The organism is Bradyrhizobium sp. UFLA06-24, assembly GCF_054967145.1.
On record NZ_JADFUE010000020.1, the window covers coordinates 85,635 to 110,523 of the forward strand.

Annotated in this window: 23 protein-coding genes and 3 tRNA genes; 13 read left to right on the top strand and 13 right to left on the bottom strand. The window is 64.8% G+C overall.

Annotated elements, in window-relative coordinates; translation table 11 throughout:
* Positions 1-53 precede the first annotated feature (53 nt).
* The 5 genes from IF809_RS18175 to IF809_RS18195 all read right to left on the bottom strand — a co-directional run bounded on the left by IF809_RS18175 (position 54) and on the right by IF809_RS18195 (position 7,132).
* Entirely contained in the window at positions 54-1,094 is a 1,041-nt protein-coding gene (locus tag IF809_RS18175) for an ABC transporter permease subunit (RefSeq protein WP_453983359.1), read from the bottom strand.
* Positions 1,087-2,610 carry a sugar ABC transporter ATP-binding protein gene (locus tag IF809_RS18180; protein ID WP_453983357.1) on the bottom strand — a complete coding sequence of 508 codons (1,524 nt, stop codon included), beginning with the start codon at positions 2,608-2,610 and terminating at the stop codon, positions 1,087-1,089. Before IF809_RS18180 ends, IF809_RS18175 begins: the two co-directional genes overlap by 8 nt.
* Before the next feature lie 119 nt (positions 2,611-2,729).
* Complete coding sequence (xylB, locus tag IF809_RS18185; protein ID WP_462838116.1) at positions 2,730-4,175, bottom strand: xylulokinase; 1,446 nt, start codon at positions 4,173-4,175, stop codon at positions 2,730-2,732.
* Positions 4,176-4,325: 150 nt separating this feature from the next.
* Positions 4,326-4,399: transfer RNA gene (locus IF809_RS18190), tRNA-Gly, on the bottom strand.
* A 339-nt stretch (positions 4,400-4,738) separates the two neighbouring features.
* Positions 4,739-7,132, bottom strand: coding sequence for an ATP-binding protein (locus IF809_RS18195; protein ID WP_462838117.1), 2,394 nt, complete (start codon positions 7,130-7,132; stop codon positions 4,739-4,741).
* A gap of 330 nt (positions 7,133-7,462) precedes the next feature.
* On the opposite strand from IF809_RS18195, the gene IF809_RS18200 reads away from it, so the two are divergent.
* Positions 7,463-8,176, top strand: coding sequence for a substrate-binding periplasmic protein (locus IF809_RS18200; protein ID WP_462838118.1), 714 nt, complete (start codon positions 7,463-7,465; stop codon positions 8,174-8,176).
* A gap of 10 nt (positions 8,177-8,186) precedes the next feature.
* Here IF809_RS18200 and IF809_RS18205 read toward each other — a convergent pair whose 3' ends face one another.
* A complete protein-coding gene (locus IF809_RS18205; protein WP_453997153.1) occupies positions 8,187-8,372 on the bottom strand; it encodes a hypothetical protein in 186 nt (61 codons plus the stop codon).
* 203 nt (positions 8,373-8,575) lie between these two features.
* Between IF809_RS18205 and IF809_RS18210 the strand changes: the two genes are divergently transcribed.
* Positions 8,576-8,962, top strand: a complete 387-nt coding sequence (locus IF809_RS18210; RefSeq protein WP_453997151.1) for a YciI family protein — start codon at positions 8,576-8,578, stop codon at positions 8,960-8,962.
* A gap of 8 nt (positions 8,963-8,970) precedes the next feature.
* On the opposite strand, the gene IF809_RS18215 is transcribed toward IF809_RS18210, so the two are convergent.
* Complete coding sequence (locus IF809_RS18215) at positions 8,971-9,573, bottom strand: TMEM175 family protein (protein ID WP_453997149.1); 603 nt, start codon at positions 9,571-9,573, stop codon at positions 8,971-8,973.
* Positions 9,574-9,697: 124 nt separating this feature from the next.
* Between IF809_RS18215 and IF809_RS18220 the strand changes: the two genes are divergently transcribed.
* From IF809_RS18220 to IF809_RS18230, 3 genes are all read left to right on the top strand, one after another.
* Positions 9,698-11,755, top strand: a complete 2,058-nt coding sequence (locus tag IF809_RS18220; protein WP_462838119.1) for an ATP-dependent helicase — start codon at positions 9,698-9,700, stop codon at positions 11,753-11,755.
* A 56-nt stretch (positions 11,756-11,811) separates the two neighbouring features.
* Positions 11,812-12,792 (top strand): NADPH:quinone oxidoreductase family protein, encoded by a 981-nt coding sequence (locus IF809_RS18225; protein ID WP_453997145.1) that lies wholly within the window; start codon positions 11,812-11,814, stop codon positions 12,790-12,792.
* Positions 12,793-12,888: 96 nt separating this feature from the next.
* Positions 12,889-13,914 carry an LLM class flavin-dependent oxidoreductase gene (locus tag IF809_RS18230; RefSeq protein WP_462838120.1) on the top strand — a complete coding sequence of 342 codons (1,026 nt, stop codon included), beginning with the start codon at positions 12,889-12,891 and terminating at the stop codon, positions 13,912-13,914.
* Between the two features lie 69 nt (positions 13,915-13,983).
* Here the strand turns inward: IF809_RS18230 and IF809_RS18235 are convergent, their stop codons facing one another.
* Entirely contained in the window at positions 13,984-15,297 is a 1,314-nt protein-coding gene (locus tag IF809_RS18235) for an ATP-binding protein (protein WP_453997142.1), read from the bottom strand.
* Entirely contained in the window at positions 15,294-15,956 is a 663-nt protein-coding gene (locus tag IF809_RS18240; protein WP_453983297.1) for a response regulator, read from the bottom strand. The genes IF809_RS18235 and IF809_RS18240 overlap by 4 nt, the downstream gene beginning before the upstream one ends.
* A 91-nt stretch (positions 15,957-16,047) precedes the next feature.
* Between IF809_RS18240 and dsbD the strand changes: the two genes are divergently transcribed.
* Both dsbD and IF809_RS18250 read left to right on the top strand, forming a co-directional pair.
* Positions 16,048-17,880: a protein-disulfide reductase DsbD gene (gene dsbD, locus IF809_RS18245; RefSeq protein WP_462838121.1), complete on the top strand. Its 1,833-nt coding sequence runs from the start codon at positions 16,048-16,050 to the stop codon at positions 17,878-17,880.
* A 45-nt stretch (positions 17,881-17,925) separates the two neighbouring features.
* Positions 17,926-18,561, top strand: a complete 636-nt coding sequence (locus tag IF809_RS18250; RefSeq protein ID WP_462838130.1) for a DsbA family protein — start codon at positions 17,926-17,928, stop codon at positions 18,559-18,561.
* A gap of 138 nt (positions 18,562-18,699) precedes the next feature.
* Here IF809_RS18250 and IF809_RS18255 read toward each other — a convergent pair whose 3' ends face one another.
* Positions 18,700-19,584 (bottom strand): MBL fold metallo-hydrolase, encoded by an 885-nt coding sequence (locus IF809_RS18255; RefSeq protein WP_462838122.1) that lies wholly within the window; start codon positions 19,582-19,584, stop codon positions 18,700-18,702.
* Positions 19,585-19,678: 94 nt separating this feature from the next.
* On the opposite strand from IF809_RS18255, the gene IF809_RS18260 reads away from it, so the two are divergent.
* From IF809_RS18260 to IF809_RS18270, 3 genes are all read left to right on the top strand, one after another.
* A complete protein-coding gene (locus IF809_RS18260; protein ID WP_453983294.1) occupies positions 19,679-20,005 on the top strand; it encodes an ArsR/SmtB family transcription factor in 327 nt (108 codons plus the stop codon).
* A gap of 13 nt (positions 20,006-20,018) precedes the next feature.
* Entirely contained in the window at positions 20,019-20,324 is a 306-nt protein-coding gene (locus IF809_RS18265; protein WP_453983293.1) for a rhodanese-like domain-containing protein, read from the top strand.
* A 100-nt stretch (positions 20,325-20,424) separates the two neighbouring features.
* Positions 20,425-21,207, top strand: coding sequence for a sulfite exporter TauE/SafE family protein (locus IF809_RS18270; protein ID WP_462838131.1), 783 nt, complete (start codon positions 20,425-20,427; stop codon positions 21,205-21,207).
* Positions 21,208-21,365: 158 nt separating this feature from the next.
* On the opposite strand, the gene IF809_RS18275 is transcribed toward IF809_RS18270, so the two are convergent.
* Positions 21,366-21,451 (bottom strand) — tRNA-Tyr (locus tag IF809_RS18275).
* 207 nt (positions 21,452-21,658) lie between these two features.
* On the opposite strand from IF809_RS18275, the gene rlmB reads away from it, so the two are divergent.
* The gene (gene rlmB / locus IF809_RS18280) at positions 21,659-22,489 is read left to right on the top strand and encodes a 23S rRNA (guanosine(2251)-2'-O)-methyltransferase RlmB (protein ID WP_453983291.1); all 831 of its coding nucleotides are present in this window, start codon (positions 21,659-21,661) and stop codon (positions 22,487-22,489) included.
* Between the two features lie 253 nt (positions 22,490-22,742).
* Here the strand turns inward: rlmB and IF809_RS18285 are convergent, their stop codons facing one another.
* Positions 22,743-23,237: a hypothetical protein gene (locus tag IF809_RS18285; protein WP_462838123.1), complete on the bottom strand. Its 495-nt coding sequence runs from the start codon at positions 23,235-23,237 to the stop codon at positions 22,743-22,745.
* 44 nt (positions 23,238-23,281) lie between these two features.
* Entirely contained in the window at positions 23,282-23,761 is a 480-nt protein-coding gene (locus IF809_RS18290; protein WP_453983289.1) for a hypothetical protein, read from the bottom strand.
* Between the two features lie 289 nt (positions 23,762-24,050).
* Between IF809_RS18290 and IF809_RS18295 the strand changes: the two genes are divergently transcribed.
* A complete protein-coding gene (locus IF809_RS18295; RefSeq protein ID WP_453997128.1) occupies positions 24,051-24,503 on the top strand; it encodes a hypothetical protein in 453 nt (150 codons plus the stop codon).
* A 154-nt stretch (positions 24,504-24,657) separates the two neighbouring features.
* Positions 24,658-24,732 (top strand) — tRNA-Thr (locus IF809_RS18300).
* Positions 24,733-24,889: the final 157 nt, after the last annotated feature.

Genomic DNA, 24,889 nt, shown 5'->3' on the forward strand with positions numbered 1-24,889 from the left:
CCTGATTCCTTCAGGTTCCGGCGGAGCCCTCTCAAGTTCTGGCGGAGCCTTTTTTAGGTTCTGGCGGAGCCTTGCAGCCGATAGCGGTCGAGCGCCACCGCGCCGATGATCACCAGGCCCTTGATCACATATTGCCAGATGTCGGAGACGCCGACGAGGATCAGGCCGTTCGAGAGCACGGCGATGATCAGCGCGCCGATCAGCGTCCCCCAGATCGAACCGATGCCGCCGACGAAAGACGTGCCGCCGAGGATGACTGCGGTGATGGCGTCGAGTTCGTAGCTTTGGCCGAGCTGCAAGCCGTTGGCCGCATAGAGCCGCGCCGCCTGCATGGCGCCGCCTAATCCCGCCAGCAAGCCCGACACGCCATAGACGAAAATCAGGACGGCCCAGACCTTGATGCCGGCAAGCCGCGCCGCGCTTTCATTGCCGCCGACCGCATAGATGTGCACGCCGAGCACGGTCCGGCGCAGCACGAGCCACGAGACAAAGATGACGAGCAGAGCGATCACCGAGAGCCACGGGATCGATGCGACGCCGGGCACGAGCGTCAGCGAACCGTTGCCGATGAAAGCGTAGGGAATGGACGGATTGAAAACCGTGGTGTCGGCGCCGAGCAGCCGCGCCAGGCCGCGCACGGCGGTGAGCGAGCCCAGCGTGACGATAAAGGGTGGCAGGCGCAAGAGCGCGATCAGCGCGCCGTTGACGACGCCGAATCCGAGGCCGGTGAGGACGGCGACCGGCAGCCACAGCGCGCCCAGTTCCGGCAGTTTCGAAATTGTCAGGCCCGCCATCGCCGAGGCCGCCAGGATCGAGCCGACCGACAGGTCGATGCCGCCGGTGAGAATGACAAAGGTCATACCGGCAGCGAGCACGGTATTGACGGCCGCCTGCTGGAGGACGATGCCGAGATTCTGACCGGTGAAGAAACGGCCTTCGGACAGAAAATGGAAACCGATGCAGAGGATCAACAGCACCGGCAGCATGCCGAGTGCGCTGATCAGGACCCTCACCCGCTGGCGTTTGGTCTCCGCGGCAGCACCATTGGTTGCCGTAGGTGCGGGCTGAGCCTTCGAGGCAGCATTGTCAGGCATCGAGATGCTCCATCCCAGTGGCAAGCGCCATGATGTCTTCCTGTGTCAATGGCGAAGCCGGGCCGCGTACGACCTCACCCGCGATGAGTCCTGACCGCATCACCAGGACGCGGTCGCAGATGCCGATGATTTCAGGCAGATCGGACGAGATGACGAGGATCGCGGTGCCGACCTTGGCGAGATTGTCGATGATCGAATAGATCTCCGATTTGGCGCCGACGTCGACGCCGCGCGTCGGCTCATCCAGGATCAGGACCTTTGGCGCAATGGCGAGAAGCCGCGACAGCAGAAGCTTCTGCTGGTTGCCGCCGGAGAGACCACCTGCGGGCGCGCCGACATTGGCGGCGCGGATGCTGAGCCCTACGAAAGCCCTGTCTGCGCGCTCGCGCGCCTTGTCGCGGTCCAGGAACCAGCCGAGCTTGGCATCGCGCCCCAGCACCGCGAGATTGATGTTGTCCAGGCACGACATGTCGAGAAACAGACCGAGCGCCTTCCGGTCCTCGGTCAGATAGGCAATGCCCGCCTCGAGCGCTTCGCCGGGCGTGCGGATGTCGATTGGCTGGCCCTCGAGTTCCAGACGGCCCGAGATCTTCGGGGCGGCGCCGATGATCAGTTGCGCAAGCTCGGTGCGGCCGGCCCCGATCAGGCCGGCAAGCCCCACCACCTCGCCCGCGTGCACCGTGAGCGAGCAGCCCTTGACGCGTCGCCCGTCGGCCATGTCGATCGCGGTGAGCACGGGATGTCCCTTCCCGGCGTTGGGATCATGGTCCTTCTTGTAAAAAGACGAGACGTCGCGCCCGACCATCATGCGGACGATGGCGTCGGCGCGGATGTCCTGCTTGTCGAGCGAGCCGACCAGACGGCCGTCGCGCAGCACGGTCACGCGGTCGCCGAGCGCATAGACCTCGTCCATGCGGTGCGAGATGTAGATGATGGCGAGTCCCTCGGCGCGGAGCTGACGGATCAGCGCAAACAACCGCTCGCTCTCGCCGGCTGACAGCGCGGTGGTCGGCTCGTCCATGATCAGGATTTTCGATCGCGCGTGCAGCGCGCGCGCGATCTCGACAAGCTGACGCTGGCCCATCGAGAGATGGGCCACCAAGGTCGACGGCAGGAAGTCCGCCCCCAGCCGCTCCAAGATCGGACCAACGCCCTCGCGCATGGCGCCCCGTGCCAGCAAACCTGAACGCGAAATCTCGCGGCCGAGATAAATATTCTCCGCAACGCTCAGATTGGGGGCCAATGACAGTTCCTGATAGATGATCGAGATGCCGGCGGCACGGCCGCCGAGCGGACCTTCGATCCGCACCGGCTTGCCCTCGATGCGGATTTCTCCACCCGGATCCGGCCGGTAGGCACCCGACAGGATCTTCATGAGGGTCGATTTGCCGGCTCCGTTCTCGCCCATTAAGGCGTGAACCTCGCCGGCATAGACCGTCAGGTCGACCGCGCGCAGCGCCTTGATGCCGAAAAAGGATTTTGAAACTCCCCGCATCTCGAGGATCGGATCGTTCATCGTGCCTCCCCCGCACAATGCATTTCCATGTCCGCCGTTCGTTTGCGGTCCGCACATTAAACAAAAGGCCGCAGCACAGGGCAACAGCGAACAGACAGAAATGCAGACGCAAAGCGATGCTAGTGGCGCGGCCGATACAGTTCGCGCCAGGCGGGACGCCGCGCCGCATACGCGTTAACCAGCGCGCGATCAGGCTCGAGAGTTTCGACGCGGCGCGGTGGCGTGCAGACGGCTTCGATTGCCTCACCGGTGACAGCAAGCCGCCCCAATCTTGCCGCACCGAACGCGGCGCCGGTTTCCCCGTCGGCGAAACGATGGATCGGAATATTCAGGATGCTGGCAAGCACTGCCAGCCAGAACCGCGATCGCGACCCGCCGCCGATGACGTCAGCTTCCGTCACCGCGATGCCGGCATCACCAAGCGCGTCCCGGCAATCCGCGAGCGCAAAGCCAACGCCTTCCAGCACGGCCTGCACGATCGCCGTGCGATCGGTGCCGTGGCTCAAGCCGTCGAGCATGCCGCGCACGATGGGATCGTCGTGCGGCGTTCGCTCGCCCGCGAGATAAGGCAAAAAGTTTACCGGAGACGGCGCCTGCGGGCAGGCCCCAAGTGGCCCCAGCAGCTCGGCTTCAGAGACGCCGAACAGGCGCGCGGCCCAGGCCAGACAGGAGGCCGCCGAGAGGATCGCACCGGCCTCAATCCACATGCCGGGGATGGAATGGCAGAACGTATGGACCACACGGTCGGGATTGGCGGCGATGTGGTCGCTCGGCGCCAGCAACGCGCCAGATGTCCCCAGCGAGATGAACGCCGTGCCCGGCTTGATCGCGCCGATACCGATGGCACCTGCGGGATTGTCGCCGGCGCCGCCCGCGATCATCGGCCGCCGAACCATGCCCCAGCGCTGCGCTAGCTCGCCGCGCAGTCTGGCCGCAGGCGCGCACCCTTCGACCAGGCGCGGCATGTGCGCGCGCGACAGGCCGGTCGCGGCCAACGCCGCATCCGACCAATCTCGGCGCGCAGCGTCGAGCCACAGCGATCCGGAAGCGTCCGAGACGTCCTCGATCGCCTCGCCTGACAGCACCAGGCGGAGATACGCCTTGGGCATCAGGACGCGTCGCGTTGCCGCAAAGATCTCGGGCTCGTGCGTGGCGATCCAGAGCAGCTTGGGCGCCGTGAAACCGGGCATCGCCTTGTTGCCGGTCGTCGCACGCAAGGCAGGCCAGCGCTGCTCCAGAAGGCGGCACTCCGCGGCGGAGCGCCCGTCATTCCAGAGAATGCAAGGCCGGAGCGGCGTGTCGCTCGCATCGAGCAGCGTCGCACCATGCATCTGGCCGGACAACCCGATGCCTTCGACCGCCGCCAGCTCTTGTCCGTGCGACGCCCTCAAGGCATCGAGCGTCGCAAAGGTCGCCGCGATCCACTGCGCAGGATCCTGCTCGAAATAGCCCGATCGCGGCGAGTCGATCGTCAATGCCCGGCTCTCGCTTGCAATCACGCGCTGGACGCCGTCGACGAGAACCGTCTTGACCGCGGAGGTGCCGAGATCGATGCCGAGATACATGGCGGAAGTCTCCGAGGTTCAGCGGCACCGGCGACGCGATGCACTCATCTTCATCCCGTGAGTCGCCCCCCGGGTGAAGCAAGCTGACCGCAGATATTGCGTGATGAAAACCCTGCCGCAAGCAACGGGATGCGAAGGCACTGAGGCGGCTGGAGCGGGTGAAGGGAATCGAACCCTCGTATTCAGCTTGGAAGGCTGCTGCTCTACCATTGAGCTACACCCGCGACAGGGGCTCCCTAACACGGCCGGGCGGCGGTCTCAACTGCTGCGGACCGGTCTTTCCCGCCTCGCGGATGGGCTTATTCCCGCTTTCGGGCACGCCCCCCTTAACGGCGAGGCGCTCTGGCCCTATATTGGGTGTCCCGAAACCAACGAAAGGAGGTGATCCAGTGTCTTATCTCAAGCGCTGTCACCTCGCTGGGATCGCCCGCTAAGCACTATCGAGGCTTGGCATCGGGGCGGTTCCAGCCCTGGACCAGCGAGCAAGAAATCGGGCGCGACGGGGTTCTCCCGCCGCGCCTTTTCTTTGCTCCGATCGCCTCTCCCGGGGTATCGCGCGCCGCTCAGGCGGGCCCCTCGCCCGCGAGCATCTCCCGGATCTTCTGCGACAGGTCCGCCTTCCTGTAGGGCTTGCGAAGCAGCGCCACGCCGGGATCGAGATGTCCCTCGTGGACAATGGTGTTGTCGGTATAACCTGACGTGTAGAGCACCCGCACGTCCGGCCGGCGGAGCCTGACAGCCTCGGCCAATTCCCGCCCGTTCATGCCGCCGGGCATGATGATGTCGGTGAACAGGAGATCGAAAGTCGCACCCTGATCGACCAGCGCAAGCGCGGCTGCGCCGTCGCCGGCGGTGAGCGTGCGATAGCCGAGGCTGCCGAGCTGGGCGATGACGTAGCCCTGCACCAGCGGATCGTCCTCCACCACCAGGATGGTCTCGTGCCCGCGCGCCGGCGCCGGCGCCTGAACCGGCCCGGACCTCGCCGCCGCCCCGCCCGCCGATTGCGGCAGGAACAACCGCACCACTGTGCCGTGCCCCTCCTCGCTCTCGATCGCGACGGTGCCGCCGGTCTGCTTGGCGAAACCGTAGACCATGCTGAGGCCGAGCCCGGTGCCGCGGCCGACCCCCTTGGTGGTGAAGAACGGCTCGAATACGCGATCGCGAATGTCGGCCGGAATGCCGTGGCCGGTATCGGAGATGGCCAGCATGACGTAGGAGCCGGAATCGCCGTCGCCGCTGCCGCCGAGCTCCCGGTTTGCGGTCTCGAGCGTGAGCCTGCCGCCATCCGGCATCGCATCGCGCGCATTGACGGCGAGATTGACGATCGCCGACGAAAGCTGCGACGGGTCGGCCATCGCCGGCCACGCATCGTCGGCAAGCCGGGTCACGATCTCGACGTGCTCGCCGAGGATCGGCCGCAACAGCTTCGCCGTCTCGACCACGAGGGCATTGACGTCGATCTCGCGCGGCTCCAGCGGCTGGCGCCGCGCGAAGGTCAGGAGCTGCGAGGTGATCTCGGCGCCGCGCGAGGCCGCATCGTCGATCAGCTGGGCGATCGCTGCGAGCTGGGGCTTGTCCGCAAGCTCCTCCTTGATGATCTCGATGGTCCCGGTGATGACGGTCAGCACGTTGTTGAAGTCGTGCGCGACGCCGCCGGTGAGCTGGCCGATCGCGTCCATCTTCTGGGACTGGCGAAGCCGCTCCTCGGTCTCGTGCTGCGCGGTGAGATCGGTGGCCGAGCCGCGATAGCCCAGGAAGCGGCCGTCGGCGTCGAAGACAGGCTTGCCGTTGACGCTAAAATGATGCATCCGCCCGGTGGTGTCGCGCCCACGATACTCGAACTTCCGGAACGGCTCATGACGGTCGAGGGTCGCCATGTGCGCGCGCCACTTCTCGGACTCGGTCTCGCGGTCGAGCGCGGTATCGATGCGGCGCGTGCCGATCCGTACCTGGGGATCCATGCCGAAGGCGATCACCCGGTCGGAGAGGTAGGTGAAGCAGTGGTCCGGCCCGGTCTCCCAGAACCAATCGGATGCGGTCTCCGCATAATCGCGGAAACGCTCCTCGCTCGCGCGCGCGTCCGCTTCGGCGCGCCGGCGGATGGTCAGGTCGCGCTCGAGATTGGCATTGGCCTCGCGCAACTCGCCATAGGCCTGCTCGAGGTTCGTGCACATGGCGTTGAAAGCCTCGATCACCTTGTCCAGTTCGTCGGGATGGTGGGGCGGCCGTCGCTCCAGATGCAACGGCGGCGGCGGCCTCGCCAGGCTGTATTTGCTGACGAACTCGGCGATGGCGACCAGATGCCGCGTCACCAGAAAATGGAACATGTAGATGATGAACAGCGAGACGACGAACGTTTTTGCCGCCTGGGTTGCCAGGATGACCAGCGCCCGGTGCAGCAATTGCTGGTAGACATCGCTCAGCGTCGCCTCGACATGGAGCACGCCGATGGTACGCGCGCTCCCTTGCACGGTATAGGTCAGCGGATAGTCGCGCGTCACGACCGAGCGGCTCCTTCGCTCACCAACGGCGACACGGATGGGATTGGGGCGATCGGCAATCTCGCGGACCTCGGCGGCGCGGATATCGGGCAACCGCAGGATGCCGTCGAGCTGGAGCTTGAGCTGGTTCTGGTCGAGATTCCACAGACTCTCGCCGAGGCTCGCGGTGGTGCTGCGGCCGACCTCCTCGAGCCGCGTCTCGATCAGACCGACTTCGCGATCGTAGTCCAGATAGAGCTGGAGCGCGGTCAGCGTCAGGGTCACGATCGAGGAGAACAGCAGTACGGCGGCAAGCAGGCGCGGCCCGATGCCGCTGCGCGACCAGTTGAAAATCCGCGACAGCAGCGGCGCGAGCATCGTGGGCGTGAAGTTGGCTCCGATGCCGGTCAGATGCTTCGCAGCCGCCGGCGCAACAGCACGGCCGCGATCGGGTTTCTTCTCACCTGCGTTGCCCATGCATCCCATCCCCGAATACGGCGACACCCTCTCCGGCCAGCCGGTCAACCACGCGCAATTCGGCGGTTTGATACTCCCTCAGCGCGTGATGCGCGCTGCAATCCTGTCGGCCCTTGGGCGCTCTGAGGTCGGCGGGGTCATATCTTGCGCCCAGCAGCAGGATATCAGCGCAAACTACCATCTCGCGTGCTAGAATGACATCGGTGAAAATCCGGAGTCGCCCGCATGCGGGCGACTCGGTGGCCTTTGTGACTCCGCGCGGCTGCCATCTTCGGTAGATCGTGCGAACACCCGAAGCCAGTGGTAGCGCGCACCGACCAGAGAGGCGCCATGTGGCGGATACTCGTCATCTGCCTGTCGCTGTGCATAGCAGGCTCGTCTTCCGCGCAGTCGGTGATCCGCCTGGCGCGGATCGCCGACATCCCGGATCAGTATGTCGGCGGCGAGATGCTGCGGGCCGTCTACGCCAAGCTGAACATCAAGCTCGAATTCGAGGACGTTCCCGGCAAGCGGGCGCTGGCGCTGTCGAGCGCCGGCGAGGTCGACGGCGAAATCCAGCGGATCGGAACGCTGTCTCGCGACTATCCGACGCTGCTGCAGGTCACGCCGGCCATCAACTACATCGAACCCGCGGTGTTCACCACCAGGCTCCATTTCGACGTGGATGGCTGGAATTCGATCAGGAACTACAGCATCGGCATCGTCCGCGGTGTCGGCTCGTCGGAAGCCGGCACGCGCGGCATGGACCGCGTCACGGCAACCACGAGCCTCGAGAGCATGATCAAGATGCTCGATGCCGATCGTTTCGACGTGATGGTCACCGACCTCTTCAGCGGGCTGGCCGCGGTCCGCAAGCTCAATCTTCAGACCAGGATATATCCGCTCTCCCCGCCGCTGGAGCGCATCAGCATCTACCATTATTTGCACGAGCGCCACCGCGACCTCGTGCCGAAGGTTGGGCGGGTGATCGCGCAGATGGAAGCCAGCGGCGAGCTCGCGGCACTACGCGAGGCGCTCGTCAAGCAGGTCCTGAGCACGCGGTGACAACGCCGGTTCAGAACCCGAATATGGCGAGAACCGACGGGCGCTTGCCGCGGCGGCTTTCGACGATGCGCTCGCCGCCGCTCTCGGCGGAGCTGCCGTAATAGCGGTGATGGCCCGCCTGATCCTGCAGATCGGCTGGCTCCGACTTCCCTGCCCGCCGTGCATCGCAAATGATCTTGATGGTATGACCCGACATTGCCGCCTCCGATGAGATTCGACCGTTGTTGTGGCCATCAGTCGCCGCGTCTCCGGACGGCGTTCACCGGCGAAGGCGGCAATCGGGTTTCAGGATGGTTTCGTCGCGCAGGCGCGATGCAATATTTTGGTCCTTCGGGATTGTCGGCATCGGCCGCGATCATACGTCCTTCGGGCTGCGCGCCCAAAACAAGCGAGGTGAAGATGCTCTACGCGATCCTGGCCTACCACGTGGAAGACGAGCTGTTGTCGTGGACGCCGCAGGAGGACGCCGCTGTCGTGGCCAAAGTCATCGAGGTTCAGGCGCCCCTGAGGGCCAGCGGACACCTCGGACCGGCCGCCCGCCTGGATGGCACGAGAAAGGCCCGCACCTTACGCGGCCCCGGTGCCGGCATCGTGCTGGACGGCCCGTTTGCGGAGACCAAAGAGCAGCTTCTCGGCTTCCATCTCGTCGAATACGACAGCGATGAAGAGGCGATCGCGGCGGCGCGGAAGCTGCGTGCGGTCAATCCGAGTGCGGTCTATGAGATCCGCCCGGTCAAGCTTTACGTGCCTGCCGATGGGTTCGGTGCGACAGCAGCTGACAAGTAGGACGAAACCTATGCATTCGGTTCGCCCAACGGTCCATAGAAGCGCCGGATCAGCAGCCCGCCGAAGGCAATGAACCACAGGAAGGGCGCGACCCCAGGCGCAAAGCTCGCGACGATCGTGCCCGGAATGAACACGAGCAGCGGAAACAGGGAGGCAATGGTCTCACGCCCCCAGCCGCCCAGGATCGTCCACCACAGCCAGCCATTGAGGCCGGCAATGGCAGTGAGGTGCAGACCGTAGAGCACGGCAACGGCGCTGCTCATGGTATAATTGATGTACAGGCCGTTTGTGACCGGCAGCAGCACGATCGAGAGCAGGAATAGCAGATTGAGGATCACGACCCCGCGGCTCCCCACGGGTTGACGCGCCAGCCGCCGGTGATGGCTGATCCAGAACAGACCGGCGATGATGAAGCTGAGCGCAAAGCCCGCGAGCTTGCCGGAATAGACTTTGGCAAGGTCGCTCCAGTCGGGCGCGCTGGCGAACACCGCAGCCTTGGGCAGGTCGTAGGCCAGAAGCGTCATGGCAACACCAAAGATGGTATTGCTGAGCGACTCCAACCGCCGCATTTCGAACTGTTCGGGCCTGGACCCGGGCTTGCGCTCGGTCATGCCGGTGTGCTCCAGGGCTGGAACTTTGGGCCGCCTTTTCCCTAGGTGTTCTCAGCGGTTTCGTCCAGCCGCATTGCGATTCGTGAGCGGATCGCCGATTCTCGGTCTTTCACCGGGGCGATTCGTGGCAACCTATCTGGACACGCTCAATGCGGAGCAGCGCCGCGCCGTGGAGCATGGCGTGGCCGAAGGCACGACCGTGGGCGCCCCCCTGCTCGTCATCGCCGGCGCGGGCTCCGGCAAGACCAACACGCTCGCGCATCGCGTCGCGCACCTGATCGTCGCGGGCGCGGATCCCCGTCGCATCCTGCTGATGACCTTTTCGCGCCGCGCGGCCGCCGAGATGGCCGGACGCGTCGAGCGCATCGCCCGCAAGGTGCTGGGCGAGAACAATGCCGCGATCATGCGCGATGCGCTGACCTGGGCCGGCACGTTCCACGGCATCGGCGCCCGGCTGCTGCGCGAATATGCCGAGCGGATCGGCGTCGATCCCGCCTTCACCATCCACGACCGCGAGGATTCCGCCGACCTGATGAACCTGGTGCGGCACGAGCGCGGCCTGTCGAAGACCGAGAGCCGCTTTCCGGCCAAGGGCACCTGCCTGTCGATCTATTCCCGCTGCGTCAACGCCGAGATGGAGATCGAGAAGGTGTTAGGGGCGCATTATCCCTGGTGCACCGGCTGGGCCGCCGAGCTGAAAGGGCTGTTCGCCGCTTACGTCGAGGCCAAGCAGGCCCAGCACGTGCTCGATTACGACGACCTGCTGCTCTACTGGTCGCAGATGATGAGCGACCCGCTGATCGCCGAGGAGATCGGCGGCCGCTTCGACCACGTGCTGGTCGACGAATATCAGGACACCAACCGCCTGCAATCCTCGATCCTCCTAGCGCTGAAGCCCGACGGGCGCGGGCTCACCGTCGTCGGCGACGATGCGCAGTCGATCTATTCGTTTCGCGCGGCCACCGTCCGCAACATCCTGGATTTTCCGCAAAGCTTTTCGCCGCGCGCGGAGATGATCACGCTCGACCGCAATTACCGCTCGACGCAGGCGGTGCTGGCAGCGGCCAACGGCGTCATCGGCCTCGCGCGCGAGCGCTTCACCAAGAACCTGTGGACCGATCGCACCTCCGGACAGAAGCCGCAGCTCGTCACCGTGCACGACGAGGCCGACCAGGCGCGCTACATCGTCGAGGCCGTGCTGGCGAACCGGGAGCAAGGCGCGCTGCTCAAGCACCAGGCGGTGCTGTTCCGGACCTCCTCGCACTCCGGCCCGCTCGAAATCGAGCTGACCCGCCGCAACATTCCTTTCGTCAAGTTCGGCGGCCTGAAATTCCTCGACGCCGCGCACGTCAAGGACGTGCTGGCGCTGCTGCGTTTCGCCGAGAACCCGCGCGACCGCGTCGCCGGCTTCCGCATCCTGCATCTGTTGCCGGGCATCGGCCCCGCCACCGCGCAGCGCGTGCTCGACCAGATGGCCGAAAGTCCCAACCCGCTCCGTGCGCTGAGCCAACTTCCCGTGCCGCCGCGCACCGGCACCGATTGGACGGAGTTCGTCCGCACCGTCGAGAACCTGCGCTACTCGGAATGGCCTGCGGATCTCGAGCGCGTGCGGGTCTGGTACGAGCCGCATCTCGACCGCATCCACGAGGATTCCGAGACGCGCCGCGCCGATCTGATGCAGCTCGAGCAGATCGCGAGCGGCTATGCCTCGCGCGAGAAATTCCTGACCGAGCTCACGCTCGACCCGCCGGATGCAACCAGCGACAAATCCGGACCACCGCTGCGCGACGAGGATTATCTCATCCTCTCCACGATCCACTCGGCCAAGGGCCAGGAGTGGAAATCGGTATTCTTGCTCAACGTCGTCGACGGCTGCATGCCCTCCGATCTCGGTGCCGGCACCAGCGCCGAAATCGAGGAGGAGCGCCGCCTGCTCTATGTCGCGATGACGCGTGCCAAGGACGACCTGCATCTCGTCGTTCCCCAGCGCTTCTTCGTCCACGGCCAGGCCGCCAAGGGCGACCGCCACGTCTATGCCTCGCGCACGCGCTTCATCCCGGAGCAGCTCGTCTATCTGTTCGAGCGCGCCGCCTGGCCGAAGGTCGCGGCCGGCGCGCCGCGCGCTCCGTCACAGGGTCCGAAGATCGACATCGGCGCACGGATGCGGGGGATGTGGCGGTAGACGCAAGAAACCGGTCTCGGGATCTGCCACGATGCCTGCAACACCAGAGGTCCGAGATGAAAGCCGTCGTCGTCGAGCAATATGCGCCTATCGATCAGATCGAGCTGAAGGACGTTCCGTCTCCGCTTTTGGAGCCCGGCCAGTTGCGCATCCGGGTGGAGGCGGCGGGGATCGGCTTTGTCGACGGTTTGAAAGTCGAGGGGCGGTATCAGACCAGGGATCCCCTGCCCTTCATTCCCGGCACCGAATTCGCAGGCATCGTGGCCGAAGCGCCAGGCAGGCCGGGCGGCTATGAAGCCGGGATGCGCGTGATGGGCATGACGCGGTCGGGTGCGCTCGCCGAGGAAATCGTCGTTCATCCTGAGGTGGTCTATCCCTTGCCGGACGGTGTCGCAGCCGAGGTCGCCGCCTCGTTTCGCGCCAATTATCTGACGGCGCTCTACGCGCTGAGCGCCCGCGCCATGTTGTGCGAGGGCGAGCAGTTGCTCGTGCTGGGAGCAGCCGGCGGCACCGGCACCGCGGCCGTGCAGATCGGCAAGCTGCTCGGCGCTCGGGTCATCGCAGCCGCATCGACGCCGGAGAAGCGCGAATTCGCGCGGGCGCATGGCGCCGACGCTCTGATCGATTATACGCAAGCGGACTGGCGCGACACGTTCAAGCAGTTGACGGACGGACACGGGGCCGACGTCATCTTCGACCCCGTCGGCGGCGACATCTCGCTGCAGGCGTTTCGCTCCATCGCCTGGCGCGGACGCCATCTCGTGGTCGGCTTTGCCGGCGGTGCGATCCCCGCGCTGCCGTTCAATCTGCCGTTGCTGAAAGGCGGCGCCCTGCTCGGCGTCGATCTCGCTCAAATCCCCACACGCGAGCCCGATTTGCAGAAGCGCTTGATGGCGCAGTTGACGGGCTGGCTCGCCGACGGCCGGCTGAAGCCCGTGGTCGGCCACGTCTTCGCGCTCGAGGATTTCCGCGAGGCGTTCAGGACGATGCAGACGCGCTCTGCGCTCGGCAAGATGGTCGTGCGGATCGCGCCGTAGGCCTCACAAACGGAAACCGAGCATTTCCGAATGCCGCCTTGTCGCTTGGGCGCGGTCCATTAAATCTGGTCGATCCTCCCCACAGAGATCTGATCGATGATCGCACCGCTCGAATTCGGACTGGATACTTTTGGCGACGTCACGAAGGACGCCTCAGGCAGCATGCTTCCGCATGCGCAGGTGATCCGCAATGTCGTCGACGAGGCGGTGCTGGCCGACGAGATCGGCCTCGACTTCATCGGGCTCGGCGAACATCACCGTTCTGATTTTGCGATCTCCTCGCCCGAGACGGTGCTGGCCGCGATCGCGGCACGCACCAAACGCATCCATCTCGGCTCGGCCGTGACGGTGCTGAGCTCGGACGATCCCATTCGCGTGTTCCAGCGGTTTGCGACCCTGGATGCGCTCTCGGGCGGCCGCGCCGAGGTGATCCTCGGCCGCGGCTCGTTCACGGAATCCTTTCCGCTGTTCGGCTTCGACCTGCGCAAATACGAGGAGCTGTTCGAGGAGAAGCTCGACCTGTTCGCCGCGTTGCTGTCCCAGAAGCCCGTGACGTGGCAGGGCAAGCTGCGTCCGGCGCTGAAGGATCAGCTGGTCTATCCGCCCGTCGAGCACGGCACGCTGAAGACCTGGATCGGCGTCGGCGGCAGCCCGCAATCGGTGGTGCGCGCCGCGCATTATGATCTGCCCCTGATGCTCGCGATCATCGGCGGCGACCCGACGCGGTTTGCCCCTTACGTCGATCTCTATCACCGCGCCTTCAAGGAGTTCGGCCGCCCCGCCCAGCCGATCGGCGTGCACTCGCCCGGCTATGTCGCCGAAACCGACGAGCAGGCGCGCGAGGAGCTATGGCCCGACTACAAGGCGATGCGCGACCGCATCGGCCGCGAGCGCGGCTGGCCTCCGATGGGCCGCGATGAATTCGTCAGCGAGGCCGAGCACGGCTCGCTCTATGTCGGCTCGCCGGAGACGGTCGCACGCAAGATCGCCAAGACCGCGAAGGCGCTCGGGATTGCGCGGTTTCAGTTGAAGTATTCGGCAGGACCGTTGCCGCACGAAAAGCTGATGAAGAGCATCGAGCTCTACGGGCGGAAGGTAGTGCCGATGGTGCGGGAGATGTGAGGTAGTTTGGCGACAAGCCCGCTTACGCCCTATCGGGCTGCGGCGCGGCAGCCCTCCCGGATTTGCGCTTCAGGCAGGGAAGGTCAATTCCGACCTTGTACCGCTGCGGCCCTCCCGATTGGAGATCGTGACCTGAGCGCCGATCTTCGCCACCGCGAGCTTCACGATGGCCAGCCCGAGTCCGCTTCCGATCGGGCTTCTCAACCTTCCGCGGAAAAAGCGGTTGCCAAGTTTGTCGAGCTCGTCGCTGGGAATGCCGGGCCCCTCGTCCTCCACCGAGATGGCGCACGATCCCGCCGACCAAAGAATGCGCCCGTTTCGGGTGTGCTGGACCGCGTTTTCATGCAGGTTGCGCAATGCGAGCTGAAGGCATTCGGCGTTGGTGGTGAGCACCATCGCGCGAACACTATCATCGATCGTGACAGTCGTTCCCTGGTGTTTCGGAGTCTCGGCGACGATCTCCTCCAGGAGTGGCCCCACCGCGACCCGCGCCAGCGGAGCGTCGACGGTTTCGGAGTCCAGTCTCGCGACCGTCAGCAGTTGACGCACCAGGCGCGCGCTCCTGTCGACCGCAGCGACAATCTGCTCGAGCGCACCGCGCACCACCTTCGGATCGTCAGCTGCCAAAGCCACCTGGGCCTGCGTCTTCAGGCCGGCCAGCGGCGTGCGCAATTCATGCGCCGCAAACGCCGTCACCTCTCGTTCGTGCCGCCGGGCTGCTTCGACCTTTGTGAGGAGCCCATTGAGGGCGATCGCCAGGGGCCTCACCTCGGTCGGCGCCTGCTCGACTTCGACGTGTCGCATGTCATTCGGCTCCCGCGCGCCGAGGTCCTGTGCCATCCGCCGCAGTGGCCTCAAACCCTGCCCGACGCTCGCCCAGATCGCCGCGCCGAGCAGCGGCGCGATCAGGAGTGCGGGCAGCATCAGTCCCTTGATGAGATCGGTCACCAGGCGCTCGCGCAATCCGACCCGGTCGCCCACCATGACCCGCAGATTGCGGTCGGCGTCTTCCACCGTGAAGACGCGCCACGGCTCGCCATCGATCGTCCGATCCGAAAATCCGGATGAAGCGGTCGATAGCTGCTGATCGGGAGCGCCGCTCGACTTCGCGACCATCCTCCCATCGAGCGACCATATCTGGCACGACAGTTGACGTTCGTAGCTTCCGAGCAGCGGGACAGTGGCCGATGCCGAATGGGCCGGAAGGGTGTCGAAGCCGGAGGCAAGCGAAGCGACCATTCGTGCCGCTTCCTGCAGACGGGTGTCCAGCACATGCTCCACCTCGTCGCGGCTTCCCGCGTAGATCCAGACCACCGCGGCCAACCAGACGATGCCGGTCGCCGCGATCAGTGTCGCGAACAATCTTAATCTCAGAGATCTCATCGGATCGCTCCCATGCGATAGCCGATGCCTCGCAAGGTCTGGATCGCATCCTTGCCGATCTTGTTGCGGAGATTGTGGATATGGACCTCGACCGCATTGCTCTCGACGTCCTCTTGCCAGCCGTAGAGACGCTCCTCCAGTTCGGAGCGCGAGCGCACTTGCTCCGGATGCTCCATCAATGCGGAAAGAATCGCGAACTCGCGCCGCGAAAGGTTGATCGGCTCGCCGGCAAGAGTTGCCGAGAGATCCGCTGGCGAGAGCACGATGGCGCCATGCGTCAACGTCGGCGCCGCGCGACCGCTCTCTCGCCGGATGATGGCGCGCAGCCGAGCCGCGAGCTCGTCGAGATCGAACGGCTTGGCCAGATAGTCGTCGGCTCCGGAATCCAATCCCGACACCTTGTCGCCCACGCTGTCGCGCGCGGTGAGAAGAAGAACGGGAGTGATATCGCCCCGGCCCCGCAGCTTCCGCAACAGGTCCAGGCCGCTGCCGTCCGGGAGCATGATGTCGAGCACCACAGCCGAGTACCGCGAGGTCGCAAGCGCGGCATCGGCGTCCTCGCAGGTCTCGACCGCGTCGACGGTGGCGCCCATCAATGACAGGCCCGCTCGCAGACCGTCGGACAGGATCGGATCGTCTTCGACCACGAGTATACGCATTTCTACCTCCAGGGCCCCTTCGCTCGCCCACCTTAAGGCTGGCTTAAGCTAGCCCATCCAAGTCGCGGCAACCGCTCACAAGACGGAAAGGTTGCCGCAGAAGATGCCGGGCTTCCAACGACTCTCGATCATCATGCTCGTTCTCCTGTCGTCGCTGGCGACGGCCCGGGCGGGAACGCCGCCTTCGGCCGATCAAGCCCTCCGGCTGAAGGTTTCGCGCGACGACGCCGGGCTGTCGCTGCTTTGGACCATTGGGCCCGGGAGCTACCTCTACCGGGCGATGATCGGCGCCAAGAGCGCCACGCCGCCCGGCGCGCCGATCGCGGTTCGCACGACCCAGGGAGATTCCAAAGACGATCCGGACTTCGGCCCGCAGGAGGTCTACCGCGGCTCGGCGAAGGCAGAGATCGCATCGGCCGACCTGCAAGGGCTGCGCGAGATCTCGGTGACCTACCAAGGCTGCGCCGAGACGTACCAGATCTGCTATCCGCCCGTCTCGAAAGTCATCGACCTGCAGACGCTGGCGGTCAAGGACCGTGACGCCGCGGGCTCCGCTTTGCTTTCATCGTCCTTCGTGGATCCTCCGCAAGACGCCGCGGGCGGACCAGTCCGCGGCGGATCGACGACGGCCGCACAAGCCTCGCAATTGGACATTTCCTACTGGGTGACGCTCGGCGGCATGTTGGCGTCGTTTTTCGGTTTCGGGCTCCTGCTGTCGTTCTCGCCGTGCACCTTCCCCCTGGTGCCCATCTTCTTCGGCCTGATGGCACGATCTCAGGAGCCTCTCTCGTTCGGCCGCGGTCTCGCTCTCGCGGCGATATTTGCGGGCGCCTCGGCGTCCGCCTACGCGATGCTAGGCGCTTTCGCCGCATGGTCCGGATCTGGAGAAAATCTGCAGATCCTGCTGCAGACGCCGATCGCGCTGGGCATCATGAGCGCGGTCCTCGTTTTGCTCTCGCTCTCGATGTTCGGTCTGTTCGAGATCCAGTTGCCGGCAGCATTGGTCGACAGGATTTCGGGTGCCGCCTCTGGAAGTCGTCCCGGGCCGCTGGCGACCGCCGCCGTGCTCGGCTTCGGATCGGCTCTTATCGCCGGCCCTTGCGTCACGCCGCCGCTTGCGACCGCCCTGCTCTACGTCGTGCGCACCGGCGAGGTCGCGCGCGGCGTGGCCGCGCTCTTCCTGTTCGGCGTCGGCATGGGCGTCCCGCTTCTCGTCTTCGGTGCACTCGGGCCCCGTTTCCTGCCGAAGCCCGGGCGCTGGCTCGTCCGCGTCCGGCACGCTTTCGGATTCATCCTCCTGGGCGTAGCAATCACCATCTTCTCACGTGTGCTGTCGCAGCAGATCACGCTGCAGCTCTGGGGGGCACTCGCGACGGGCGTGTCGGTCTACTTCGGAACCGAGTTCCTGATGGCGCATAGCGCCTGGAGGATCGCATCGATGGGCTTGGCGAGCCTCGCTTTGCTGATCGGCTTGGTTCTTCTGATCGGCCCGGCGGGCGACGACAATCTCGGCGCGACTCGCATTCTCGACCAGTTCGTGACGCTGGAGCCCGGATCCGGAGTTCCCGTTCGAACGATCCGATCTGTCACGGCTCTGGAGCACGAACTCGCAGCGGCACGCACAGATGGTAAGCCGGTCATGGTCGACTTCTCCGCCGAATGGTGTGTCGAATGCAGGGCGATGGACGCGATCCTTCGCCGGCCTGACGTGCGCGAGCGGCTGCAGGACTTCCGCATGGTCCGCGCCGACGTGACCTCGGTGGACGATGCGAGCCGCGCCTTGATGCAGCGCTTCGAGATCGTCGGCCCCCCGACGATCCTCCTATTCGCCGCGGAGAACACGGATCCCATGACCAAGATCGTTGGTGCGATCGATGCCAACGCCCTGCTTGCGAAACTGTCGGCCGTCCCATCGGTCGAGTGATCCCTCACCAATCATCGAAGAAGGAATTCGATCATGTCACCCAATATCTCCCGACGCACGCTCGCCCAGATTTTCGCAGCCGTTGGCGTCGGCTATCTCGTCGGCCCCGCGCGCGCCGATGACGGTCCCACCGAAGCTGATGTGTCGCGTGAGGCCATCCTCTTCGATCCCGCGGCCCCTACCGGGGGAAACCCGAAGGGAGATCTGACGATCGTGGTGTTCTTCGACTACAACTGCCCCTACTGCAAGCAATCCGAGCCGGAACTTTCCCGGCTGGTGAGGACGGATGGCAAGATACGCCTCGTCTACAAGGACTGGCCGATCCTCACGCCGGACTCGATCAAGGGCGCGCAGTGGGCGCTCGCCGCGAAGTATCAGGGGCGCTACGACGACGCGCACCGCGCGATGATGGCGATTCCCGGGCCGAAGATTCCTGCAGCGCGCATGCGCGAAGCGATCATCAGCTCGGGCGTCGACATGGACCGTCTGGACGCCGATCTACAGGCCCACGGAGATGACATTACCAAGCTCCTCCGACGTAATCTCGCCCAAGCGGATTCGCTCGGACTGCAGGGTACGCCCGCCTATATCGTCGGCGAGTACCGGGTGACACAGGCCCTGAACTACGAAGGCTTCAAGCGCGTGGCCGCCGACGCGCGCGCACGCGCAGCCAGGAAGTGAGCCGCTGCTCCGGAACCGTCAACTCCCTTCCCGAGTTCACCAAGCCCCCCGAAGCTCGAGGTCGCACGAAGCGGGCAAGTTGAGGCCGCGAAACCGGTTCGCTGCGCAGCACGCACGGGGGATCCGGCTGGCGGGGGCTTAGAGACCGAGTTCGGCGTCTCCCTTCATTTTCACGGGAATCTCCAGATACCGCACACCGTTGGACTGCTTGGGCGGAAATTTCCCCGCCCGGATGTTGACCTGGATGGAGGGCAGAAGAAGACGCGGCGCGGCGAGCGCGGCATCGCGTTTGGTGCGCATGCCCACGAACTCGTCCTCGGTGACGCCTTCCTTCACGTGTACGTTTTTGTTCCGCTGCTCCGCGACCGTGGTCTCCCACGCGTATTCGTCACGACCCGGGGCCTTGTAGTCGTGGCACATGAACAACCGGGTCTCGGGAGCCAGCGCGAGCAGGCGCCTGATCGAACGGTACAAGCGCTGCGCGTCGCCGCCGGGGAAATCCGCCCGCGCCGTTCCGTAGTCGGGCATGAAAATCGTATCGCCGACGAACACCGCATCACCAATCTTGTAGGACACGTCCGCCGGGGTATGACCTGGCGTGTGCAGGACCTCTACATCGAGGGCGCCGACCTGGAAATGCTCGCCGTCCTTGAAGAGGTGGTCGAAGTCACTGCCGTCGGTCGCCAAATCGGTTGCGTTGAAGACCGGCCGAAAGATTCGCTGTACGTCCTTGATGTGCTCGCCGATGCCGATCCGGGCGCCGGTCTTCGCCTTGATGTACGGCGCCCCGGACAGATGATCGGCGTGAGCGTGTGTCTCCAATACCCAGATGACGCGGTAGCCCGCCTCTTCCGCCGTGTGAAGAATGGCCCTGACGGAACCCGTATCGACCGCGCCCGCATTGTGGTCGTAGTCGAGCACGGGATCGATGACGGCGGCTGCCTGGGTCGCCGGATCGGCAACCAGATAGCTGATCGTATTCGTCGGCTCGTCGAAAAAGGCCTTGATGATCGGCTTCGCCATCGCCTCACTCCTATCTCGTTTCGATGCCTCGGTTCTTGACAGATATATTAGCGCTTCCTAATTTAGCAATATCTAAATAACCCGTGAGGCTGATGTGTCAGCGGTCGTCTTCAACTCGCAAGGCATCGAAAACGCCGCCCAGGAAATCGCAACTCTGTTGCGAGCCGTGGCAAACGAGCGGCGGCTGCTGATCCTTTGCAGGCTCGTGGAACTGGGAGAGGTGAGCGTGAACTCCCTTGCCGACGCCGTCGGCCTGTCCCAGTCGGCGCTGTCGCAGCACCTGGGGAAGATGCGTGACGAAGGCCTGGTGACCTACCGCCGAGAAAGCCAGACCTCTTGGTACCGGATCGCCGACGCGCGCATCGAGCGGCTCTTGGCAACCCTGCATGAACTCTACTGCAAACCGACCAAACGACGTTGAACAGGAGCAGACCATGTCACTTCCAAAAATCGATCCCGCGACCGCGCGCCGCCTCGTCAAGCAGGGCGCGATCGTCGTCGATATCCGCGAAGCAGAGGAGTTCGCTCGCGAGAACATTTCCGGCGCTCACCATCTTCCGCTGTCGAGACTGGACGAAGCGGATCTGGATGTGAAAGCCGGAAAACCCGTGATCTTCCATTGCAAGAGCGGCGCGAGGACTTCGATGAACGCCGCCCGTCTCGCCGCGAAAGTGAACGGCGCTTGCGAAGCCTACATTGTCGACGGTGGGCTGGACGCCTGGAAGCGATCGGCCGGCTGACAGGCTGCTGACTCCGTAGAAGTCCGCACGCTCGTTGGGTCTGCAGCACGTACTCGACGCCAGGCCGCCGTCCCGCAAGGACCGACCTTGGAGTTCCGCAATGCAATCACTGTTGACGCAAGCCGCCCTCTCGGCGGCTTCCGGCTCTGTTGTTGGCTTCTCGCTCGGTCTTGTGGGCGGAGGCGGCTCGATCCTCGCTGTTCCACTTCTGGTGTACGTCGTCGGTGTAAGCGATCCGCACGTGGCCATCGGGACGAGCGCGATCGCCGTGGCGATCAATGCCGGCGCCAACCTCGGAACACATGCGCGCGGCGGCAATGTGAAATGGCGCTGCGCCACGACTTTTGCCGTCGCCGGCGTTGCCGGGGCCTACATCGGGTCCACTCTCGGCAAGATCATGGACGGACAACGACTGCTCGCCCTTTTCGCCGTGTTGATGATCGTCGTGGGCGGACTGATGCTGCGCAATCGCGCTCACGTCGGCAACTCGACCGTCAGCTTGTCCAAGGAGAACCTCCCGAAACTGATCGTATCGGGCGTTGCGGTCGGTGTGCTGTCCGGATTCTTCGGGATCGGCGGGGGCTTTCTCATCGTCCCTGCGCTCATGCTTGCGACCGGCATGCCTATGCTCAATGCCGTCGGGTCGTCGCTGGTCTCGGTGACGGCATTCGGACTGACCACTGCCACGAACTACGCCCTTTCCGGGCTGATCGACTGGCAGATCGCCGTCCTCTTCATCGCAGGCGGAATCTTTGGCGGGTTGATCGGGGCGCGGTTGGCGAAGTCGCTCGACTCCTATCGGGGTGCTTTGACCTTCGTCTTCGCGGGACTGATATTCGCGGTCGCCGTTTACATCCTGTTCCGCTACCTGTCCCCGACTTAAGGCTGGTCGATTTCTTCGCGGGCTGTTCATGCACTCTGGCCGGAGCCGTCCAAGAGTGATCACGCAGGCCCCCCTCGGCAGTGACCCACAAGACGAATCCGGGGTCTCGGCCGACTTTCAGTCAACTTGACGACCAAGATTGTGCTGCAAAATGAGGATGGTGGGGGAGGCAGGACTCGAACCTGCGAAGCCATGAGGCGGCTGATTTACAGTCAGCTCCCTTTGCCACTCGGGACACTCCCCCGCTCGACGGCAGCACAATCGGGCCGGACCTTGCCGGCGGACCGAAGTCGGCCATGGAACGTGAAGGCCGCGACAGCCCGGATGGGGGCGCGACCGGGCGCGTTTATGGGCGAAGCGGTGGGGCAAAGTCAACCGAGGCTGACAGCTAAAATCGCCCCCGACCCCGCCCAAATTGCCATATTCCGGGACCCGTGACACAAGCGAGCCCATGAAGGATCGAAAATTTGTCCCCAAGGGGCCCCGCGGCGGGTCTAAGCCCTTTAAGAAGCCCGGGAAATCGGCCGGCCGGCCGGCCTGGCGCGACCGCGATTCGCACCCCGACGGACCCGTCATCCTCTATGGCTGGCACACGGTCACCATGGCGCTCGCCAACCCGCAGCGCCGGATCCGCAAGCTGACGCTGACCGAGAACGCCGCACGGCGGCTGGCGGACGAGAACATCGCGACCCGGATTGCGCCCGAGATCGTCCGGCCCCAGGAGATCGACCGCCTGCTCTCGCCGGACGCCGTGCATCAGGGCCTGCTGGCCGAGGCCGATCCCCTGCCCTCGCCCGACATCGAGACCTTGAAGCAGGAGGGCATGGTGCTGGTGCTCGACCAGATCACCGACCCGCACAATGTCGGCGCGATCCTGCGCTCCGCCGCCGCCTTCGCGGTCAAGGCGATCGTCACCACCGCGCGTCACAGCCCCGAGGCAACGGGCGTGCTCGCCAAGGCCGCCTCCGGCGCGCTGGAGCTGGTGCCGATGGTATCGGTGCAAAACCTCGCGCGTGCCCTGACGGCCTTGAATGAGCGCGGCTTCCAGACCGTCGGCCTCGACAGCGAGGGCAGCGAGGATCTCTCCGACGTCGCGCTGCGCGAACCGCTCGCGCTGGTGCTCGGAGCCGAAGGCAAGGGTCTGCGGCAATTGACCCGCGAGACCTGCAGCGTGGTGGCGCGGCTCGACATGCCCGGCGAGATCAAGAGCCTCAACGTATCGAATGCCGCCGTGCTGTCGCTCTATGTCGGTGCTGTCAGGCTGGGGCTGATGAAGCGCTGAGCGCGCCACGCATTCCCGACGATGCCATCATGCACCTGTTTTGCCCGACGGGTCAAGGCTATTGCGGATTTTCAGAAGTGGCCAAGCTCGAACCATGATGCCATGCGCGATGATTCCTCATCTCGATGTCATTGCGCTTCAAGTCCTTGATTTCGCTGTCCCCGGCTACTGTGCATGGGGTTGTTTCGAAGAAAAGTGAAGCGCCCGCCCGCAGCACGCGGACGGGCGCTTCGTCAGCTCAACCGAGCAGAGATCAGTAATAGCGGCGCAGCACGCGATGGCCGCCATAATACGGCTGATAGCGATGGCTGTAGCCGTAGCGCGGGCCATAGCCGTAATGCGTGCGCGGCAGATAGCCGTAGCGCGGGCCGTAGCCATAGCGATACGGACGGTAGTAAGGGCGGTGATGATAGGCGTACGGCGCAGCCGCGCGATAACCGTAGCCGTAGCCGTAATTCGCGGGCGCGACGACCGCGTCCTCCTGGTAGGTCGGATACGGCGCGAAAGCGCCGGGACCGGTGTAGGTCGGCCCCTGGTTGACGTAGTAGTACTGCGTGGTCGGCTCGGCCAGGCGCTCATAGCCATAACCATAGCCGGCGCCGTAGCCATAACCGCCGCAGCCGGTGTCGCAGCCGGAGAAGACCGGCGCAACCGGCTGGCACGGATTGAAGCCGCAGGCTATGGCCGGGGCGCTACCCACGAACATCACGGCAGCCGCCGCGACCAGTCCCGAAATCATCTGACGCATTACTCTCTCCTGTTGATTTCCGTCTTGTTGAGTTTTGACGTTTCTTATCCCGGCGGCCTGCCGGGCGTTTCCGTGTGCGGTCGCGGGCGCCGCGGATAGTCGTTGATCTCGGGCGCAAGGATCACCGGCGGCGGATTGACCGGCACATCCATTTGCGGCGGCAGCGGCGCGGACGATGCGCCCCAGCTCCGCTGATAGCTCTCGGCCGGCTGCGGCAATTTGCGGTGCGCCGGCGGCTCGACCTCGAGGCGGCCATAGCCGGGCTGCAGGCCCATGCTGGGGTAATAATGGCCGACCTCGCTGGGCTGCCGTTCGACCACGTAGCGTCCGCCGTAGATGGTGGGCTGCACCTGGACGTTCTTGCCGAGGCCCCAGACACTTTCGACCACGCTGTAGGACGCATCGATATTGTTGATGATGATGGGCACGCCGGGACGGCCGGGCACGACGATGTCGAAGCCGCCGCCGGCAAAGGCCGTCGCGGGCAGTCCGATCAGAAATGCGGCAAGCGCGGATGCGCGCATGGAAGGGTTCCGGTTATCCGGAACACAACCTAACCGATACCGACGCAGAGAGGGTTAAGGACAGCTCACCAAATTCCGGTAAGCCTAACGCGTAAGGATCGCGCCTCGCTCAAATGCTGCAACGCTCACTAGCGAAACGTTAACAGCGCAGAGACTCGCTGCCTGAGCCCAGTCCACCAGCTCACATCCGTGTGACCTTCGACGCGCGAAAAAGAAACGGTTTCGCCGGAACGTCCAACGCCGTCAGCATTTAAGCCCCGGTCAAAGCAAAAGACGGGAGACAAACACCATGAACGTCAAACTCCTTGGAGCCACGGCGATCGCAGCAACCATGTTGGCAGGCTCCGCCATGGCGCAGGCTGTCGTCACCAATCCCGGCCGGTGCGCGGCGCAATTCCCGAACGCAAACTGCACGAATGTCGGACCGGGCAACCCGTACACAGATAGTGGCTATCGCCACCGCCGCATCGCCTATCGACATGCCGATGGCGATTGGAACAATAGCCGCACCGGCTTCTGGCCGACCGATGTTGCCGCGGGCGTCGCAGGCGCTGCGATCGGGACGGCGGGTGCGATCGCAACCGCGCCGTTCCGCGCCATGGACAACAGCTACGCCTACGATAACCGTGGCTGGGACAATCGCGGTTGGGACACCCGCAGCTACGCCCAGCGCAACGGCTTCGTTTGTACGCCCGGTACCTGGTTCAAGGGCGAGGACGGCCGCCGGCATATCTGCCAGTAAACCGATTCAGGTGGCGTACGCGGCAACAGGCGGCCATCAGGGCCGCCTGTTCTGCCCACGCAGGTTCTGGCACTTTCCAACCAAGTCTGGTATTGCGACGCGCGGGCGGGCAGCCCTGTGCGTGCCGGCCCCTGCCCCGTTTCCCTTGGGCATCGCCGGCTTAGCTCAGCGGTAGAGCAGCGGTTTTGTAAACCGAAGGTCGGGGGTTCAATCCCCTCAGCCGGCACCATTAGTTTAGCCGACGATGCGGCCTTAATTATGCAGGCAGAATTCGCCCCCATAGATAAGGCCGCTTGAAAGGCCTCGGGGCGCCCAATGGGCACCCCGATCAATGCTGCAAGCCGGCCACGAGTCTCCACCGAGTACGGCTCACCGGGCTTTCTAGG

What these genes read in the sequence shown, in the direction of transcription:
- IF809_RS18175 (WP_453983359.1), bottom strand. Translation starts at nt 1,094, where the DNA reads ATGCCTGACAATGCTGCCTCGAAGGCTCAGCCCGCACCTACGGCAACC.
- IF809_RS18180 (WP_453983357.1), bottom strand. Translation starts at nt 2,610, where the DNA reads ATGAACGATCCGATCCTCGAGATGCGGGGAGTTTCAAAATCCTTTTTC.
- xylB (WP_462838116.1), bottom strand. Translation starts at nt 4,175, where the DNA reads ATGTATCTCGGCATCGATCTCGGCACCTCCGCGGTCAAGACGGTTCTC.
- IF809_RS18195 (WP_462838117.1), bottom strand. Translation starts at nt 7,132, where the DNA reads ATGGGCAACGCAGGTGAGAAGAAACCCGATCGCGGCCGTGCTGTTGCG.
- IF809_RS18200 (WP_462838118.1), top strand. Translation starts at nt 7,463, where the DNA reads ATGTGGCGGATACTCGTCATCTGCCTGTCGCTGTGCATAGCAGGCTCG.
- IF809_RS18205 (WP_453997153.1), bottom strand. Translation starts at nt 8,372, where the DNA reads ATGTCGGGTCATACCATCAAGATCATTTGCGATGCACGGCGGGCAGGG.
- IF809_RS18210 (WP_453997151.1), top strand. Translation starts at nt 8,576, where the DNA reads ATGCTCTACGCGATCCTGGCCTACCACGTGGAAGACGAGCTGTTGTCG.
- IF809_RS18215 (WP_453997149.1), bottom strand. Translation starts at nt 9,573, where the DNA reads ATGACCGAGCGCAAGCCCGGGTCCAGGCCCGAACAGTTCGAAATGCGG.
- IF809_RS18225 (WP_453997145.1), top strand. Translation starts at nt 11,812, where the DNA reads ATGAAAGCCGTCGTCGTCGAGCAATATGCGCCTATCGATCAGATCGAG.
- IF809_RS18230 (WP_462838120.1), top strand. Translation starts at nt 12,889, where the DNA reads ATGATCGCACCGCTCGAATTCGGACTGGATACTTTTGGCGACGTCACG.
- IF809_RS18235 (WP_453997142.1), bottom strand. Translation starts at nt 15,297, where the DNA reads ATGAGATCTCTGAGATTAAGATTGTTCGCGACACTGATCGCGGCGACC.
- IF809_RS18240 (WP_453983297.1), bottom strand. Translation starts at nt 15,956, where the DNA reads ATGCGTATACTCGTGGTCGAAGACGATCCGATCCTGTCCGACGGTCTG.
- IF809_RS18255 (WP_462838122.1), bottom strand. Translation starts at nt 19,584, where the DNA reads ATGGCGAAGCCGATCATCAAGGCCTTTTTCGACGAGCCGACGAATACG.
- IF809_RS18265 (WP_453983293.1), top strand. Translation starts at nt 20,019, where the DNA reads ATGTCACTTCCAAAAATCGATCCCGCGACCGCGCGCCGCCTCGTCAAG.
- IF809_RS18270 (WP_462838131.1), top strand. Translation starts at nt 20,425, where the DNA reads ATGCAATCACTGTTGACGCAAGCCGCCCTCTCGGCGGCTTCCGGCTCT.
- rlmB (WP_453983291.1), top strand. Translation starts at nt 21,659, where the DNA reads ATGAAGGATCGAAAATTTGTCCCCAAGGGGCCCCGCGGCGGGTCTAAG.
- IF809_RS18285 (WP_462838123.1), bottom strand. Translation starts at nt 23,237, where the DNA reads ATGCGTCAGATGATTTCGGGACTGGTCGCGGCGGCTGCCGTGATGTTC.
- IF809_RS18290 (WP_453983289.1), bottom strand. Translation starts at nt 23,761, where the DNA reads ATGCGCGCATCCGCGCTTGCCGCATTTCTGATCGGACTGCCCGCGACG.
- IF809_RS18295 (WP_453997128.1), top strand. Translation starts at nt 24,051, where the DNA reads ATGAACGTCAAACTCCTTGGAGCCACGGCGATCGCAGCAACCATGTTG.